Genomic DNA, 16900 nt, shown 5'->3' with positions numbered 1-16900 from the left:
CGCTCCTGGATCGCGGTAGTGGCGTTCGTACGTTCTGTCCAACTCTACGGAGGCCGCCCGAGGTTCCCCGTTCGGTCTTGTCTTCGCATCTGATTGTCGGCTCGACCGGGCCAGGTGCGACCATGGCGGACGTGTCAGCCAGTGAAACGCCGCCCGTGGTGCTGCCCGAGGTCGCCCGCGAGGTCGAGGAGTTCGTGTCCACCGCCGGGTGGAACCAGCCGACCCAGCTGTTCGCGCTGGTGCCGACGGCCGAGCTGTTGGCGCAGCAGCCCGAGCTGGCGGGCCAGCTCGACCCCGCCGCCTCGCCGTTGACGCCGATCGCGCAGGACTCGCTGCCGGACGACGAGCTGGACCGGGCGCTGGCCGGCATCGTCTGGCCCGACGTCGTGCACGGGTGCGCGTTGGCGCAGGAGATCGTCGTGCTGCCGCCGGACGCCGAGGCGGAGCTGACCGCGCAGGAGCTGGACGACGAGCAGGCGCGCAGGTTCGCCGCCGAGCACCCCCAGCGCCGGGAGGCGCGGCTGGTGGCGGCGGTGCTGCGGGACGGCTCGGCGGCGTGCGTGCTGCGGCTGCGCGGCAACATGGAGGTGCCCGAGGAGGTCGTGGCGCACCCCGAACTGGCCCCGAACCTCACCCGCGCGCTGCTGGAGACCCTCCGACCGTGACCGCCGGGCGGCGGCTCAACAGCTCGGCGCGTCGCCGCCCTTGCTCAAGGACTCCAGGGACCGCACGGCGTCGTCCAGCTTCTCGACCTTGACCAGGCGCATGCCCTCCGGGGCGTGCTGCTTCGCCTCTTCGCAGTTGCCCGCGGGCACGAGGAACACGGTGGCGCCGCCTTCGCGGGCGGCGACCATCTTGAACCCGATGCCGCCGATGCGGCCGACCTGCCCCTTGTCGTCGATCTCGCCGGTGCCCGCGACGGACTGGCCGCCGTTCAGCTCGCCCGGGGTGAGCTTGTCGACGATCGACAACGCGAACAGCAGGCCCGCGGACGGCCCGCCGACGTCGGTGAGGCTGATCTTGATCTCGAACGGCACGTCCGCGCGGTCCAGCGGCAGCACGCCGAGGAAGCCGGTCTCGCGGCCGTCGGTGCGGCCGAGCGTGACGGTGGCGGTCTTGCGCTCGGACCCGCGCTCGAACGTGAGCGGGACCTGGTCGCCCGGCTTGGTGCTCTCCAGCGCCGCGCGCACGTCGTCGGCGGTGGTGACCTGCTTGCCGTTGACCTCCAGCAGCCGGTCGTTCGGCTCGAGCACGGTGGCGGCGGCGGTGTCGTTGGTGATCTCGGCGGCGACGACCTTCATCGGGTAGTCCAGGTAGCTCAACGCGGCCACCTCGGCGCTGCTCTGCGAGTCCTGGAAGGCCTTCACGTTCTGGTCGCGGACCTGCTGCTCGGACTCGCCGGGCCGGAAGAACTCCTCGCGCGGCGCCAGCGCGTACCGGCCGCTGATCCACAGGCCGAGCGCGCCGAACAGCGACACGTCGTCGGTGAGCGACACGGTGGTCATGGTGAGGTGGCCGCCGGTCGGGAACGTCCCCTGGCCGTCCACCTTCACCACGTCGCCACCGTTGACCTGGCCCAGCGTGTCGTAGGTCGGCCCGGGACCGAGGGCGACGTACGGCACGCGGGCGAACCCGCCGAGCAGGCCGAGCGCCAGCACGACCGTGAGGCTGACCACGAGGGTCCACGTCCGCCGGGTCAGGCCGCGCCGCGGCGCGTGCGGTGGGGGTGGTGCCTGGTCCACGGCGGTGTCGGTGCCTTCGGTCACGCCAGACAGGGTACGACCACGGCGTCACGCTGCCGGCGAACCGGTCCCACGCGGGGCTGCCGTGCCGCGTACCGTGGACCCATGAGTGACCTGCCCTTCGGGTTCAGCCCGCAGGACCCCGACGACCGCGACCGCAAACCCGGGGACCAAGGGGAGAACCCCTTCGACTTCAACCAGCTCGGCGCGATGCTGAGCCAGCTCGGTGCGATGTTCAGCAACCCGGGCTCGTCGGCCGGGCCGGTCAACTACGACCTCGCGAAGCAGATCGCGCTGCAGCAGCTCGCCGGCAAGGGCGGCACGGGGTTCGGCCCGGACCAGAGCGGCCCGGTGGCCGACGCCGTGCACCTGGCGGAGATGTGGCTCGACCCGGTGACGTCGCTGCCCGCCGGCGCCCGCACGTCCCAGAGCTGGAGCGCGCGCGACTGGGTGGAGCGCACGTTGCCGACGTGGCAGCGGTTGTGCGACCCGGTGGCCCAGCGCGTGTCCGGCGCCTGGGTCGACGCGATGCCGGCCGAGGCGAAGGAAGCCGCCGGACCGCTGCTGTCGATGCTCGGCCAGATGGGCGGCATGGCGTTCGGCTCGCAGCTGGGCGGCGCGCTGGCGCAGCTCGGCTCGGAGGTGCTGACGTCGACCGACGTGGGCCTGCCGCTCGGGCCGGAGGGCACCGCGGCGTTGCTGCCCGACAACATCGAGAAGTTCACCGAGGGCCTGGAGCGGCCGGCCAGCGAGGTGCTGGTGTTCCTGGCCGCGCGCGAGGCGGCGCACCAGCGGCTGTTCAGCCACGTGCCGTGGCTGCGGCAGCGGCTGCTGGACACGGTGGAGGAGTTCGCCCGCGGCATCACCGTCGACACCTCGGCGCTGGAGCAGCTGGCCGGGCAGATCGACCCGGCGAACCCGGCGAGCATCGAAGAGGCGATGAAGTCGGGGATGCTCGAACCCCAGACCACGCCCGAGCAGAAGGCCGCGCTGACCCGCCTGGAGACGCTGCTGGCCCTGGTCGAGGGCTGGGTGGACGTGGTGGTGAACGAGGCGGTCGGCGAGCGGCTGCCCGGCGCCGACGCGCTGCGGGAGACGCTGCGCAGGCGGCGTGCGTCCGGCGGGCCGGCGGAGCAGACGTTCGCCACGCTGGTCGGCCTGGAGCTGCGGCCACGTCGCCACCGCTCGGCGGCGGCGCTGTGGAAGCTGCTCACCGACCAGCACGGGATCGAGCAGCGCGACAGCGTCTGGGAGCACCCCGACCTGGTGCCCTCGGCGGAGGACCTGGACGACCCGATGGAGTTCGCCGAGCGGTTCGGCCAGACGCGCAAGGCGCTGGAGGACCCGATGGCGGAGCTGGAGCGCACGCTGCGCGACGCGGGCGAGCAGGACAAGGGCGAGCAGGACAAGGGCGAGGGCGGCGTGGACGGCGAGCGCGGCGAGCCGAAGAAGGACGGGGAGTAACCCCCTCGGCCACCTTCAGTCTTCCTCGGTGATGCCGAGGCCCGCCGCGGCGGAGAGTCCTTCCAGGTACCCGATGGCGCGTTCCGCCTTCGGGTACCTGTGCACGAGCAGCCAGAAGTCCTTGCCGTGCCCGGGCACCTCCAGGTGCGCCAGCTCGTGCACGAGCACGTAGTCGAGCACCCACGCGGGCACGTCGCGCAGGCGTTCGCTGATCCTGATCGTGCCCTCGCTCGGCGTGCACGACGCCCACCTCGTGCGCATCGGCGGCACCCACCGCACGCTGCTCGGCCGCACGCCGTCCAGGTACCTCTCCGCCAGCTCCTCGCAGCGCGCCAGCAGGGCGGCGTCCGACGTGCGCGTGGGCGAGCGCCTGCGGGTCTCGCTGCGCTGCAGGCGGCTGAGCATCTCCGCCACCCAGTGCTTCTCCTCGCTCTTGCTCATGCGAGCCGGCAGCAGGACGACGACCGTGTCCCCCTCGCGGTACGCGCTCACCATGCGACGGCGCCGGGCGCTGCGCCGCACCTCCACCTGCGGTTCGGGCATGGCGTTCACGGTAAGGCCAGGGACCGACAATCCGCGGCGGCCAAGCGGCGGTCCGTGGAGTGGCGTACCGGCAGGTTCCACCGAAAGGCGGCTGGACACGCTCGACGCGGCGTGCAGCGGAGGCGCGTTCCCGGAGGTAGCGTTCAGCGCAACCCCGAGTGTGGCGCAGATCGCTCCGCACTCTCGAAGCGAGGAGGAAGCCGTGGCCGAGACCTACAACGGCTACTGCGTCAAGTGCCGTGAGAAGCGCGACTTCACGGGCGAGGTGCACGAGAGCAACAACCGCAGGATGGCCAAGGGAAAGTGCCCGGTCTGCGGAACCACGGTGACCCGCATCCTCGGCAAGGCGAAGGTCTGATCGAGGACGGGCGGCCGGGCCCCTCGCGGGCGTCCGGCCGCTCGTCAAGGCCATTCGTGGCCTCTGTGGACAACCGGCACGCCTGTGGACAGGCGTTTTGCCGGACCGGCCGGCGCGGGCAGGCTGCCGGTGTGGATCTGCCCAACCGCCCCAGGGTCCTGCCCGGCCTGCCGCTGCTGCGCCGCCGCGACGACGTGGTCCAGATCGGCACGGACCCGCGGCACGCGATGCTCGTCGAGGACGTGCCCGAGCCGATGGCGTCCGTCCTGCTCGGCCTCGACGGTCGAGACACCCTCACCGACCTGCGGGAACGCCTCGCCGGTCACGGTCGGCAGGCAGCCGAGTTCGCCGGCGTGCTGCACGGCCTGGCGCGTGCCGGGCTGGTCGAGGAATCCGTGCCCGTGCCGCACCCGCGACTGGCCGCCGAGGTGACCGGGTGGGCGCTGCGGACCCGTCGGTGCGCCGTCGCGGTGCCCGCCGACCGGGCCGCCAGATCCGTCGTGGTGCACGGCGAGGGCAGGCTCGCGGTCACCGTCGCCGCGCTCCTGGCGGCCTCCGGGGTGGCACACGTTCGGGTGGTCGCGCGGGGTCGGGTCGGGCCGGAGGACACCGGATCGGGGTACGTCGAAGCGGACGTCGGCCGACCGCGCGCCGAGGCCGCCCGGGACGCCGTGCGGCGGACGTGCGGGACCGTGCGGCCGGTGGGGCGGGCCGTGGACCTGGTGGTGCTGGCCGACGCCCTGGTGCCCGCCCCGGAGGTGCTGCACCGGCTCGTGTCGGACGGCACGCCGCACCTGGCCGTGCGGGTCCGGGAGGGGTTGGGCGTGGTCGGGCCGCTGGTCGTGCCGGGTCGCAGCAGCTGCCTGAGGTGCGCGGACCGGCACGCGGCCGACGCGGACCCGGCGTGGCCGATGATCGCCGCGCAGCTGGTGGACCGCGCCCAGCACGCCGACCTGGCCACCGTCACGGCGACGGCCGGGTTGGCGGTCGGGCAGGCGCTGCTGGCGCTCGACCGGTCCGAGCCGGCCGCGACCAGACCACCCACCTGGGACGCGACCCTGGAGGTGGACGCGTTCGCCGGGGTGGTCGAGCACCGGATCGCGCCGGTGCACCCGCGCTGCGAGTGCCGTCGCGCGACCTGATCCGCCCTCAGGTGGGGCTGTGTAGGTTTTGAGGCAGGGGCGTGCACCACTGCGACCACGTGAACGGGCGGGAGGAGAATCACCGGGTGAGCGAGATCCCGCGCAAGGCCGTGCAGCGCACCGCCAAGCTGGCCAGCCTCCCGCTCGGGGTGGCGGGCCGGGTGGTGGGCGGCTGGGGCAAGCGCCTGGCAGGCCGCAGTTCCGAGGAGGTCAGCGCCGAGGTGTCGGCGAAGACCGCGGAGCAGGTGTTCGCCGTGCTCGGGCAGCTCAAGGGCGGCGCCATGAAGTTCGGCCAGGCCCTGAGCGTGTTCGAGGCCGCGGTGCCGGACGAGCTGGCCGAGCCGTACCGCGAGGCGTTGACCAAGCTCCAGACGGCCGCGCCGCCGATGCCCGCGCGCACCGTGCACCGCGTGCTGGCCGAGCAGCTCGGCGCGGGGTGGGGGAAGCGGTTCACGTCGTTCGACGACTCGCCCGCCGCGTCGGCGAGCATCGGGCAGGTGCACCGGGCGGTGTGGCACGACGGCCGCGACGTGGCGGTGAAGGTGCAGTACCCGGGCGCGGACGAGGCGTTGCAGAGCGACCTGAGCACGTTGCTGCGGTTCAGCCGGGTGTTGCAGGCCGTGATGCCCGGGGCGGAGGTCAAGCCGCTGCTGGAGGAGCTGCGGGACCGGTACCTGGAGGAGTTGGACTACCGGACCGAGGCGGGCAACCAGCGGGTCTTCGCGAAGGCGTTCGACGGCGACGACCGCGTGCTCGTGCCGCGGGTGGTGGCCAGCTCGCCGAAGGTGATGGTCACCGAGTGGACCGAGGGCACGCCGCTGTCGAAGATCATCCGCGAGGGCGGGCGCGAGGAGCGCGACCTGGCCGGGCAGCTGCTGTCGGAGTTCCACTTCTCCGCGCCGAGCCGGTCCGGGCTGCTGCACGCCGACCCGCACCCCGGCAACTTCATGCTGGGCGCGGACGGCCGGTTGCGCGTGCTGGACTTCGGCGCGGTCGCCCGGCTGCCCGACGGCCTGCCCCGGACGTTGGGCCTGATGACCAGGCTGGCGCTGGACGGCCGGTCGGCGGACCTGGTGGAGCTGCTGCGGTCGGAGCGGTTCATCCGCCCCGGGACCGAGCTGCACGCCGAGGACGTGCTGAACTACCTGGCGCCGTTCGTCGAGCCGCTGCGGACGGAGACGTTCCACTTCACCCGGCGGTGGCTGCAGAAGCAGGCGGAGCGCGTCGGCGACCTCCGCAGCCCCGATTCGCAGACGGGGAGGTCCCTGAACCTGCCCCCGCAGTACCTACTTGTCCACAGGGTGACACTGGGCGCGACCGGCATCCTCTGCCAGCTCGACGCGAACGTGCAGGCCAGGGCCATCGTCGCGCGGTGGCAACCGGGCTTCGACGACTGAGTTGTCCACAGGTCGCCGACTTGTCCACAGATCCCGAACACCCCATGGCCGAGCTCCCGGAACCACCGGAAGATCGATCCCATGGACCAGGTGATCACCGCGGTGAAGCTGAAGGCGACCGGCGTGCCGGGCTACCTCATCGACCTCAAGTGCCGGCCCGGCGGGCCGTGGCAGCGCATCCTGCCGGGCGTGGTGCTGCTGAGCGCGAGCCCGCCGACCCGTGACCAACGGCTGCGGGCAGCGCTCGCCTACGCCGGCCCGAAGGCAGTGGTCACCGGCGTCGACGCCCTGCACGCCCACGGCCTGCGCGACCTGCCTCCCCCACCGCGCGTGCACCTCCTGCAACCAGCCACCACCCGCCGCTCGTGCGCCGACCACGTGCTGCTGGAACGCACCACCCGCCCACCGCGGGTCGTGCTGGAAGCCGGCCTCCCCGTCGCCGAACCGACCAGGGCCACCCTCGACGCCGCCCGCCACGAACCAGACCCATTGCGCCAACGCCACCTACTGGCCACCGCCGTCCGCTCCGGGATGTGCACGGTCACCGGCCTGACCAGAGAACTGGACGCGGGCAGCAAACGCGGCACCGCCACCCCCCGCGCCACCCTGAGACTCCTCTCCACCCTCCTCCGCTAGCCACCGCACCCCATCCCCCCTCACCAAGCCCTTCCACCACAACCCCACCCGCCCTCACTCACGCCCCGCACCCGCGCACTCGTCTTCACCAACACACCGCCCTACCCGACTCGGCCCAGCCAGCAGCCCGGAGCCCGGAGCCCGGAGCCCAACCAGTCCTGCACCAACACCCCCAACCGGCCACCCACAGCCCGCCACACCCACAGCCCGCCATCCACAACGCGTGGGCCGCTGCCCGCCACTCACCGCCCGTTATCCGCCACCCCGCAGTCCGCTCAAGGAAGCCCACCCACCAACCGCAGCCCAAAGCCAGCCGCACCCACACCTACCGCCGACACACCGCTCGGCCCACCGGCGGCCGACCTGACCTGCTCTACCCGGCAGTCCAGTAGTCCGACGGCAGCTTGCCCTCGATATCCCGCACGTGCGCCCGCGCGCAGACGTGGCACAACCACTGGTCTGCGCCGCGCTCCCGTTCCCGCACCCAAGCCAAGAGCTGGGCCGGGTCCGTGACGGACGAACGCGTCCGCCCGCAACGAGCGCACGTGTCGGTCACGGCTTGCGGCCCAGGTACACGGTGTTGGCGGTCAGCAGGAACACGTCGTCGCGCCGCCCGAGGAACGCCGGGTCCAGCGGGTCGAGCAGTTGCTCCACCGTGCGGCGGTCGGCGGGGTGGAGCGCGTCCCCGGCGACCTCGGCGAACCAGGCCAGCTGGTTCACCGCCCAGTCCCGCACCGCCTGCCCGGGCGGAGCCGGGTGGTCGACCAGGTAGCTGAACGCGGTCACGTCCACCAGGCCGGCGTCGGAGAGCACGAGGTTCCAGCCGCCGTGCAGGCGAACGGCGCCAGCCGTGTTCTCCCGCATCCGCACGAACCACTGGGCGCGCGCGGCGGTCAGTCGTTCCTGCAAGCCCGGCTCACCGACACCCAGGTCGAACGGGAGGAACTTGCCGCTCAACCCGCCCTCGGCGAGCGCCAACCACCCGCCTGGCGCGACCGCCTCGACCAACCGCAGCACGGCCGCACGCTGATCAGGGAGGTGGTGCACGACGTTCGAAGCCCACACCAACTGCGCGGGCCCGGCGATCTCCACCGGCCGTTCGGTGGCCAGGTCGGCGAGCACCGGCCGGACGCGCACGGTCGCCGTGGTCGTGTCGGTCTCGTAGGTGGCCGCCGACCGGGCGGCGCTCGTGGCCGCGTCCAACAGCTCGGGCACGGCGTCGACCAGCACGACGGTGCCGCCGCCACGAGCGGACAGGGCTTCGACCAAGGCCACGCTCATCCCACCCGCGCCGCACCCGACGTCCAGGACGGTCGGCTGGTCGGGCAGGGCGCGGACGAGTCTGCGCGCGACGACGCGGCGCGACTCGGCGTCCAGCTCATCGGCCTGCCGCAACGAGTTCAGCCGGGACGACCAGTCGATCCCGTCGTGGGTGTGGGCGTGGGCATGGTTGTGAGAGTGAGCTGCCACGCGAAGAACCGTACCCACGCCGAGGGGAACCATCCGACCGAACATCCCGCGGCGTCGGGGAGGTGGTCGGCGAGTACTCCTTTCCAGGGTGCGGACACGGCGGGGCCCGCCCTCCCGTCGTGGGACGAGAAGGGCGGGCCTCGCCGTGCATCAGATCGCGCGGGCCTTCATGGCAGCCCTGCGCTGGGCCCATCCGGCGAGCCGGCGCCACCTGCGGGCGACGACGAGGCGGTGGGCCAGCCGATGCTGTCGCGCGAATATCTCCGCGTCATGCATTCGGGATCTGGCGAGATTTTCTTCGAGCAGCATGGGGTTCCCCTTGGGATTGACCTCGATCAGCATGGTTTCGTCTGTGGTGGATCGGTACGTGGTCACGCGGCGGCCTCCTGGTCGTTAGCCCCCCGGACAACGGTCGCGGCGGGTGCCGCGGGTACAACAGGTGCTGCGTCCTTGCGCGGGCGCCCACGGGGACGCTTCCGCGCGATCACGGTTCCGCGCTCGAAGATCTCGCCGCCCCAGACCCCCCAGGGCTCGTGACGAGCAAGCGCACCGGCCAGGCACTCCGCGATGACGGGGCAGGTGGCGCAGAACCTCTTCGCCTCCTCCAGCTCCGCCGGCGCGTCGGCGAACCACAGGTCGGGGTTGTTGGTACGGCAAGGAAGTTCCAAGCCGGCGTCCGGCGCGGTGTCGATCAGAGTGGCGACACCCGCCCCGGAGAGCTCCGGCTCGGTGGACAACGTCCCGTTTATGGGGACGGTCGCGGTCAACATCAGGTGGACTCCTGTCAAGGGTCTTGCATGGGGTTTTTGTTTGTCGTTCGAACCGCAAAACGGGTCGGGACAGCACGAAGGCCGCGGATCCGGTTACGGGTCCGCGGCCTTCGTGAGCTTGGTGGCCTGACTACGAGGTCGTCAGGTACTTCGCTCGTGCGCGGACGGCGCAACGTTCTGAGTCGGGACAACGGTCGACGCATGCGGCGTCGGCACCTGGATCAGCTGAACTCGCTCAGCGCCCCACTTGAGGGCGTGGCGATCGCGGGCAGACTTCTCCCCCGCGACACGAGCAGCGCCTGAAGCCAAGATCACCCCGGTCATCAGGTAACCGGGCGTCTCGAAGCACGTGGGAGTGTTCACGTCCGGTCACCTCCTCGGGTGGCTCGTACTCGACTGCTAGCTCTTGAATCCCCAGCGGGCGCTTCGCGCCCGGCCTGAGCAGGTTATGACTCCGCGCGGGACGGGTGCAACCGGTTTTTCCAAATACCTGTCGATTGAGTGAAAATTCAGCGTTTGCCCTGCACAGAGCGCCAGGGACGACCACTCGTCCGGACCACGCCGCCTGCGGGCGAGCCGGGCGCGGTCACCGACCGCGGATCAACGCCGGATCAACACGGACCCCGACGCGGCCTCGACGCGGCTCCGACAAGAGGGACCGCGCAGGGACGACCGGGAGCCGACGTGGAGGTCAACGCCCGCCGCGCACGAGGGCCAGCACGTCGTCCCCGAAGCGGTCGAGCTTGGACGCGCCGATGCCCGAGATCGACACCAGCCCGGCGACGTCCTCGGGCCGCTGCTCGGCGATGGCGACCAGCGTCGCGTCGGTGAACACCACGTAGGCGGGCACCTTCAGCTCACGCGCCCGGTCCGCCCGCCACGCCCGCAGCTTGGCCAGCAGCTCCTCGTCCAGGTCCGACGGGCACGAGGCGCAGCGGCTGAGCTTGATCGCCCGCGCGTCCACCAACGCCGACCCGCACACCCGGCACTGCGGCTTGGGCCGCTTCTGCAGCGGCTCGCGCTTCGCGGCCGTGCGCGACGCAGGGTGGTCCTCCGGCACGAGCCCGTAGAGGAACCGGCTGCGCCGCCGGTAACGACGCCCGCCCGCGGCGCGCGCCAACGCCCACGACATCCACAGGTGCTCGCGGGCCCGCGTCACGCCCACGTACAGCAGTCGGCGCTCTTCCTCGATCGCCGCGTCGTCACCCTCGGCGTGCTGGATCGGCACCGTGCCCTCGACCAGCCCCACGAGGAACACCGCGTCCCACTCCAAGCCCTTCGCCGCGTGCAGGGACGCCAGCGTCACGCCCTCCACCGTCGGGGGGTGCTGCGCCTCGGCGCGCAGCTCCAACTCGGCCACGAACGTCCGCAGGTCCGCCGAGTCCACGGTCGTGACCAGCTCCTCGGCCAGTTCGACCAGCGCGAGCAGCGACTCCCACTTCTCCCGCGCCGTCCCGCCGGCGGGTGGCTCGTCGGTCAGGCCGATCCCGGCCAGCACCTCGCGCACCACCTTCGGCAGCTCGCCGGTCGGCTCGTGCGCCGCCGCCGACCGCAGCGACACCATCGCCTGCCGCACCTCGGCCCGCTGGAAGAACCGCTCCCCGCCGCGCACCTGGTACGGCACGCCGACCTCGGCCAGCGCCTGCTCGAAGACCTCCGACTGGGCGTTGACGCGGTAGAGGATGGCGATCTCGCTGGCCGACACGCCCTCGTCGAGCAGCGCCTTCACCCGCCGCGCGACGGCCGCGGCCTCCAGCGTCTCGTCGTCGAACTCGGTGAACGTCGGCGTCGGACCGTCCGGGCGCTGCCCGATCAGCCGCAGCCGCGACCCGGTCGGGCGGTCGCGCGCCCACTTGATCACTTCATTGGCCAGGCCAACGACCTGCGGCGTGGACCGGTAGTCGCGCTCCAACCGCACCACCACGGCCTCGGGGAACCGGCGCGGGAAGTCCAGCAGCGGACGCGGCGAGGCGCCCGCGAACGAGTAGATGGTCTGGTTCGCGTCACCGACCACGGTCAGGTCGTCGCGCGCGCCCAGCCACGCGTCCAGCACGCGTTGCTGCAACGGCGTGACGTCCTGGTACTCGTCCACCACGAAGCACCGGTACCGGTCGCGGAACTCCTCGGCGACCTCGCCGTGCTCCTCCAGCGCCGCCGCGGTGTGCAGCAGGAGGTCGTCGAAGTCGAGCAGCTGCGCCTGGTTCTTCAGCTCCTCGTAGGTCCGGTAGACCTGCGCGACGTGCTCGGCGGGCGCGGGCGTGTCGCGGTTCGTGCGGCTGGCGGCGTTCGGGTAGTCGTCGGGCGCGACCAGCGACGCCTTGGCCCACTCGATCTCGCCAGCGAGGTCGCGCAGCGAGTCGGACTCGGTGGACAGGCCGGCGCGGTTGGCGGCCTGGGCGACCAGGCGCAGCTTGTTGCGGTCGATCAGCTGCCACTGCTCGCCGCCGACCACGCGCGGCCAGAAGTAGCGGAGCTGGCGCAGGGCGGCGGCGTGGAACGTGCGGGCCTGCGCGCCGTGCACGCCGAGCGCCCGCAACCGGGTCCGCATCTCACCCGCGGCACGGGCGGTGAACGTGACCGCGAGGACTTGACCAGGCGAAACGTGCCCGCGTTGGGCCAGGTAGGCGATGCGGTGCGTGATGGTGCGGGTCTTGCCGGTGCCGGCGCCCGCGAGCACGCAGACCGGGCCGCGCGGAGCTTCCACGGCGGCGCGCTGTTCCGGGTCGAGTCCCTCCAGCAGCCCGTCCATGCGCTGCATCCTCGCAGAGGTCTGCGAGTACTCCCGTCATGGGGCGCGACGGCGCGCCGTATCCTGGTGGGTATGGCTGGTAAGCAGGACAAGGCGGCTGCCAAGGCGGCCTCCAAGGAAGCGGCGAAGGCTCGGCGCGCGGCATCGAAGGCGAAGCGCAGCCAGATCTTCGAGGCGTTCAAGATGCAGCGCCGCGAGGACAAGGCGCTCGTGCCGTTGATGCTGGCGTGCCTGCTCGGCGCGACGGCCGCGGCGTTCCTGATCGGCCTCATCTGGGACATGCAGTGGGTGCTGCTGCCCATGGGCATCGCGGTGGGCGCGCTGCTCGCGGTCATCGTGTTCGGCCGCCGGGTGCAGCGCACCGTGTACGCGAAGGCCGACGGCCAGGCCGGCGCGGCGGCGTGGGCGCTGGACAACCTGCGCGGCAAGTGGCGCGTCACGAAGGCCGTGGCGGGCACGACGAGCGGTGACATGGTGCACCGGGTGCTCGGCCGGCCGGGTGTGGTGCTGGTCGCCGAGGGCGCGCCGCACCGGGTCAAGAACCTGATCGCGCAGGAGAAGAAGCGGGTGGCGCGGGTCATCGGCGAGACGCCGATCTACGACGTCGTCGTGGGCACCGAGGACGGCCAGGTGCCGCTGCGCAAGCTCCAGGGCCACCTGATGAAGCTGCCGCGCAACATCTCGACCGCCCAGGTCGACACGATCGACAACCGGCTGGCCGCGCTGGCCAGCCGCGGCGCGGCACTGCCCAAGGGCCCGATGCCCCAGGGCGCCAAGATGCGCAACGTGCAGCGCGCCATGCGCCGTCGCTGAGCTTGCCGCGTCGTCGCCGAGCACGCCTCGGATGAGTGTTTCCGCAGTTCAGGCCCGTTCCGGCACGTGCCCGGGACGGGCCTGCGGCGTTCTCGGGAACGTCAGCGGACGCGGATGACGACGGTGCCCGCGGCCTTGTCGTGCAGACCCCTGCCGTCGGCGTCCCACACCACGGCCGGGATGATGGGAAAGATCAACGCCGTCCGCAGCGCGGCCCGCGGCAGGCCGACGGTAGCCGTGCCGTCCATCCGCACGACCCGCAGCCCGAACAGCGCGTGACCAGGGGTGAAGCCGAAGAAGCCCACCGCGACGACGGTGATCGAGAACCAGGCCAGCAGGCTCCAGTTCTGCGGCAGCTCGGGCATGGTGAACAGGCCCGCCACGCCGCCCGAGAGCGCGAAGTCGACCAGGATGGCGATCGCGCGGCGGCCCGTGGACGCTACGGAGCCGGGACCCGATCGGGGGAGGCCGAGGCGTTCACCCCGCCACCGCTGCCCGGTACCGTCTCCGGAGTCGGCACCGGGTTCCAGCGCCGAGCGGGGTCCTGACAGCCACGAACCGGTCCACTTGCTCACCCCACCAGAGTAAGGCCGTGCTCAGCGGGTGAGGAGCGGCGGTCGGGTTGCCCGACCTGAGAGGCCCGTTAACACTGGCGAAACACGTGGGTGACGGCTGGGCAACACCACGGTCTTAGTTTCGCCACGATGGCAGGCCGCACCACGCAGCGGCGTACAACCACGCCCCCACCGCAGTGAAGGAGTCGACGAGGGTGTTCAAGAATCCCGACGAGGTCCTGAAGTTCATTTCCGACGAGGGCGTGAAGTTCGTCGACGTCCGCTTCAGCGACCTGCCCGGCGTGATGCAGCACTTCACGCTCCCAGCCTCCGCGTTCGACGCCGACGCCATCGCCGAGGGCCTCGCGTTCGACGGCTCGTCGGTGCGCGGCTTCCAGTCGATCCACGAGTCGGACATGCTGCTGCTGCCCGACCTGTTCACCGCGCGCCTCGACCCGTTCCGGATCGAGAAGACGCTGATCGTCAACTTCTTCGTGCACGACCCGTTCACGCGTGAGGCGTACAGCCGCGACCCGCGCAACATCGCGCGCAAGGCCGAGCAGTACATCACCGAGTCGGGCATCGCGGACACCGCGTACTTCGGCGCCGAGGCGGAGTTCTACATCTTCGACTCGATCCGCTTCGACACCACCGCGAACGCGGCCTTCCACGAGATCGACTCGATCTCCGGCGCCTGGAACACCGGGCGTGAGGAAGAGGGCGGCAACCGCGGCTACAAGGTCAAGTACAAGGGCGGCTACTTCCCCGTCTCGCCGACCGACCACTACGCGGACCTGCGCGACAAGATGGTCCTGAACATGCAGGCCCAGGGCTTCTCGGTCGAGCGCGCGCACCACGAGGTGGGCACCGCCGGCCAGTCGGAGATCAACTACAAGTTCAACACGCTGCTGCACGCCGCGGACGACCTGATGCTGTTCAAGTACATCATCAAGAACACCGCGTGGCAGGCCGGCAAGTCCGTGACGTTCATGCCGAAGCCGCTGTTCGGCGACAACGGCTCGGGCATGCACACCCACCAGTCGCTGTGGAAGGACGGCCAGCCGCTGTTCCACGACGAGTCCGGTTACGCGGGCCTGTCGGACACGGCGCGCCACTACATCGGCGGCATCCTGCACCACGCGCCGTCGCTACTGGCGTTCACCAACCCGACGGTGAACTCCTACCACCGCCTGGTGCCGGGCTACGAGGCCCCGGTGTCGCTGGTCTACTCCCAGCGCAACCGCTCGGCGTGCGTGCGCATCCCGATCACCGGCAACAACCCCAAGGCCAAGCGCATCGAGTTCCGCTGCCCCGACTCGTCGGGCAACCCGTACCTGGCGTTCTCGGCCATGGTGATGGCCGGCCTGGACGGCGTGAAGAACAAGATCGAGCCGCCGGCCCCGATCGACAAGGACCTCTACGAGCTTCCGCCCGAGGAGGCCCGCGACGTCAAGCAGGTGCCGGCGTCCCTCGACGCGGTGCTGGACAGCCTCGAAGCGGACCACGAGTTCCTGCTGGAGGGCGGCGTCTTCACGCCGGACGTCATCGACACCTGGATCACGTTCAAGCGGGAGCAGGAAATCGACCCGCTGCGCCTGCGCCCGAACCCCTACGAGTTCGCGCTGTACTACGACGTGTGATCGACGCCGGGCCCTGACCAGGCGTGGTCGGGGCTCGATTGATCCTCCACAGGGCCGAGGGCCGGGTGACTGCTCGACAGTCACCCGGCCCTCGGCCTTTGCCACCCGACCGCCCCTAGGGCTCGCGGTTGAGGCCGGTCAGGTGGTGGACGACGGCCAGGCCGTCCCGGGTGCCCGGCCAGTGCTCCGCCACCACCTCGGGGCCGGCGGTGCGGATGACGGAGCGCAGCACCCACACCACCACGATCGCGTCGTCCGCGTAGCCCAGCACCGGGATGAAGTCGGGGACCAGGTCGAACGGCAGCGCCAGGTAGGCCAGCAGCAGCCACAACCGCACGCGGGCCGATCGGGGGACCCGGGGGTCGCGGGCCAGGCGGGTCACCAGCCGCAGCACGTCGGGCAGCAGGCGCAGGACCAACCGCAACGCCACACCGCGCGGCCTCACCAGGAACAGGCCCAGGACCAGCAGCAGCCACAGGCCGGCCAGCCCCAGCACGACACCGACGAGGACGTCCACCTACTTGGGGATCGGGATCCCGGTCACGGTCACCGCCCCGCCGGTCGGCGCGAGCTGGCCGATGATCCCCGCGAACGTCAGCGAGAACGACGTGCTGTCGGCGCCGATCCCCCGGTCCAGCTCCAGGTACCCGTTGATGCTGGAGTTCTTCCCGATCGACACCGGCCACCGGCTGGCGGACGCGGACGCGCCGTAGTCGCGCCGCACGTCGTCGACCGCCGTGACGGACGCGACGGGCAGGTCCATCTTCGCGTTGCTGGCGTTGACGGCGGTGGCGAACACCTTGATCCGGCCACCCGCGTTCTCCACCTTGGTGATCTCCACGGTGAGCAGGCCGCGTGCCTGCTTCCACGACCCCGTGAGCACCTTGGCGGAAGCGCCGGCCGGCGTCTCTTCCCCGGACGTCGTGCCCACCGCGCCGTCCAGGCCGCCGACGGTCTCATCCGAAGTGGACGAGGTGGACGAAGTGGACGCGGAAGTCGTGCCGGGCGTGGTCGCAGGGTCTTCACGCAGGGTGACGCTCAACACGCCGACGCCGACCGTGCCGGCGGTGACCGCCTGGATCACCCCGAGCAGGACCAGCACACCCAGCACGACCAAGCTGATCTTCACAGTCGCGCTGCTCTTCTTGCGGTGGGTCTCGTCGGCCATGACGTCCTTCGTCCGGGCGCACGCGTGCGAACGTGAATCTCCCCCAGGAGTGTCGCTAGTCTCGACATAGGGAACACTAATAGTCAATGCGAGGGGCCCTGGATCGACGGTGGGTAGCCCTCGATCAACAGTCCGTCGACACCAGGGCTGCTCCTACCCCGATCGGGTCGGGCGGTTAAGGTCGCGCCGTGTCTGATGATGACGTCGCAACCCCCGCCCAGGTGCTGTCCACCAACATCTTCGACTCCGCCGCCGAGGCGATCGAGGCGATCGGCGCCGCCGACGTGCTCGGTCTCGGTGTCCGGGTGTCGAACCGCCTCGTCCAGGACGAGGAGTCCGACGACACGCTCGTCGAGGAGTGGATCGTCGAACTGCTCACCACGGTCCCGACCGTCGACGAGGAGTAGTCGAGGAGCAGCCGAGCAGCAACCGGCCGGAGGGCCCCCGCCGTCCG

The 16900-nt window shown here is 71.5% G+C and carries 18 protein-coding genes; 9 read left to right on the top strand and 9 right to left on the bottom strand.

What is annotated here, in order from left to right; translation table 11 throughout:
* Positions 1-122: 122 nt before the first annotated feature.
* On the top strand, positions 123-665 hold the full coding sequence (locus ACQPYE_RS05265; protein ID WP_498719577.1) for a PPA1309 family protein: 543 nt from the start codon (positions 123-125) through the stop codon (positions 663-665).
* Between the two features lie 15 nt (positions 666-680).
* On the opposite strand, the gene ACQPYE_RS05260 is transcribed toward ACQPYE_RS05265, so the two are convergent.
* Positions 681-1766: a YlbL family protein gene (locus tag ACQPYE_RS05260; protein ID WP_498719575.1), complete on the bottom strand. Its 1086-nt coding sequence runs from the start codon at positions 1764-1766 to the stop codon at positions 681-683.
* An 81-nt stretch (positions 1767-1847) separates the two neighbouring features.
* Here ACQPYE_RS05260 and ACQPYE_RS05255 point away from each other — a divergent pair, with 81 nt between their 5' ends.
* Entirely contained in the window at positions 1848-3206 is a 1359-nt protein-coding gene (locus ACQPYE_RS05255; protein ID WP_498719574.1) for a zinc-dependent metalloprotease, read from the top strand.
* Between the two features lie 15 nt (positions 3207-3221).
* On the opposite strand, the gene ACQPYE_RS05250 is transcribed toward ACQPYE_RS05255, so the two are convergent.
* Positions 3222-3749 (bottom strand): M48 metallopeptidase family protein, encoded by a 528-nt coding sequence (locus ACQPYE_RS05250; RefSeq protein WP_498719573.1) that lies wholly within the window; start codon positions 3747-3749, stop codon positions 3222-3224.
* Between the two features lie 202 nt (positions 3750-3951).
* Here ACQPYE_RS05250 and ACQPYE_RS05245 point away from each other — a divergent pair, with 202 nt between their 5' ends.
* From ACQPYE_RS05245 to ACQPYE_RS05230, 4 genes are all read left to right on the top strand, one after another.
* Positions 3952-4107 carry a DUF5679 domain-containing protein gene (locus ACQPYE_RS05245; protein ID WP_015098458.1) on the top strand — a complete coding sequence of 52 codons (156 nt, stop codon included), beginning with the start codon at positions 3952-3954 and terminating at the stop codon, positions 4105-4107.
* A 131-nt stretch (positions 4108-4238) separates the two neighbouring features.
* Complete coding sequence (locus ACQPYE_RS05240) at positions 4239-5249, top strand: ThiF family adenylyltransferase (RefSeq protein WP_498719571.1); 1011 nt, start codon at positions 4239-4241, stop codon at positions 5247-5249.
* A gap of 86 nt (positions 5250-5335) precedes the next feature.
* Positions 5336-6646, top strand: a complete 1311-nt coding sequence (locus tag ACQPYE_RS05235; protein ID WP_498719570.1) for an ABC1 kinase family protein — start codon at positions 5336-5338, stop codon at positions 6644-6646.
* Positions 6647-6727: 81 nt separating this feature from the next.
* Positions 6728-7282, top strand: a complete 555-nt coding sequence (locus tag ACQPYE_RS05230) for a hypothetical protein (RefSeq protein ID WP_498719569.1) — start codon at positions 6728-6730, stop codon at positions 7280-7282.
* Between the two features lie 552 nt (positions 7283-7834).
* On the opposite strand, the gene ACQPYE_RS05225 is transcribed toward ACQPYE_RS05230, so the two are convergent.
* From ACQPYE_RS05225 to ACQPYE_RS05210, 4 genes are all read right to left on the bottom strand, one after another.
* On the bottom strand, positions 7835-8752 hold the full coding sequence (locus ACQPYE_RS05225; protein WP_498719568.1) for a class I SAM-dependent methyltransferase: 918 nt from the start codon (positions 8750-8752) through the stop codon (positions 7835-7837).
* Between the two features lie 150 nt (positions 8753-8902).
* Positions 8903-9127 carry a hypothetical protein gene (locus ACQPYE_RS05220; protein WP_498719566.1) on the bottom strand — a complete coding sequence of 75 codons (225 nt, stop codon included), beginning with the start codon at positions 9125-9127 and terminating at the stop codon, positions 8903-8905.
* Positions 9124-9522, bottom strand: a complete 399-nt coding sequence (locus ACQPYE_RS05215) for a WhiB family transcriptional regulator (protein WP_053717402.1) — start codon at positions 9520-9522, stop codon at positions 9124-9126. The genes ACQPYE_RS05220 and ACQPYE_RS05215 overlap by 4 nt, the downstream gene beginning before the upstream one ends.
* Before the next feature lie 691 nt (positions 9523-10213).
* Positions 10214-12271, bottom strand: a complete 2058-nt coding sequence (locus ACQPYE_RS05210) for an ATP-dependent DNA helicase UvrD2 (protein ID WP_498719564.1) — start codon at positions 12269-12271, stop codon at positions 10214-10216.
* 72 nt (positions 12272-12343) lie between these two features.
* Between ACQPYE_RS05210 and ACQPYE_RS05205 the strand changes: the two genes are divergently transcribed.
* Positions 12344-13084: a DUF4191 domain-containing protein gene (locus ACQPYE_RS05205; RefSeq protein ID WP_498719563.1), complete on the top strand. Its 741-nt coding sequence runs from the start codon at positions 12344-12346 to the stop codon at positions 13082-13084.
* 101 nt (positions 13085-13185) lie between these two features.
* Here the strand turns inward: ACQPYE_RS05205 and ACQPYE_RS05200 are convergent, their stop codons facing one another.
* A complete protein-coding gene (locus tag ACQPYE_RS05200) occupies positions 13186-13659 on the bottom strand; it encodes an RDD family protein (RefSeq protein ID WP_498719562.1) in 474 nt (157 codons plus the stop codon).
* A gap of 194 nt (positions 13660-13853) precedes the next feature.
* Between ACQPYE_RS05200 and glnA the strand changes: the two genes are divergently transcribed.
* Positions 13854-15278 (top strand): type I glutamate--ammonia ligase, encoded by a 1425-nt coding sequence (gene glnA / locus ACQPYE_RS05195; protein ID WP_498719561.1) that lies wholly within the window; start codon positions 13854-13856, stop codon positions 15276-15278.
* 115 nt (positions 15279-15393) lie between these two features.
* Here the strand turns inward: glnA and ACQPYE_RS05190 are convergent, their stop codons facing one another.
* Together ACQPYE_RS05190 and ACQPYE_RS05185 are read right to left on the bottom strand one after the other, a co-directional pair.
* Entirely contained in the window at positions 15394-15795 is a 402-nt protein-coding gene (locus ACQPYE_RS05190; RefSeq protein WP_498719559.1) for a YkvA family protein, read from the bottom strand.
* On the bottom strand, positions 15796-16446 hold the full coding sequence (locus tag ACQPYE_RS05185; RefSeq protein ID WP_498719557.1) for a hypothetical protein: 651 nt from the start codon (positions 16444-16446) through the stop codon (positions 15796-15798).
* A 188-nt stretch (positions 16447-16634) separates the two neighbouring features.
* Between ACQPYE_RS05185 and ACQPYE_RS05180 the strand changes: the two genes are divergently transcribed.
* Positions 16635-16853 (top strand): hypothetical protein, encoded by a 219-nt coding sequence (locus ACQPYE_RS05180; RefSeq protein WP_498719555.1) that lies wholly within the window; start codon positions 16635-16637, stop codon positions 16851-16853.
* The last annotated feature ends 47 nt before the right edge of the window (positions 16854-16900 follow it).

The organism is Actinosynnema sp. CA-299493, assembly GCF_050946825.1.
Taxonomy (GTDB): domain Bacteria; phylum Actinomycetota; class Actinomycetes; order Mycobacteriales; family Pseudonocardiaceae; genus Actinosynnema.
Note: the sequence above shows the minus strand (reverse complement) of the source record. Positions and strands in the feature narration are given on the sequence as shown.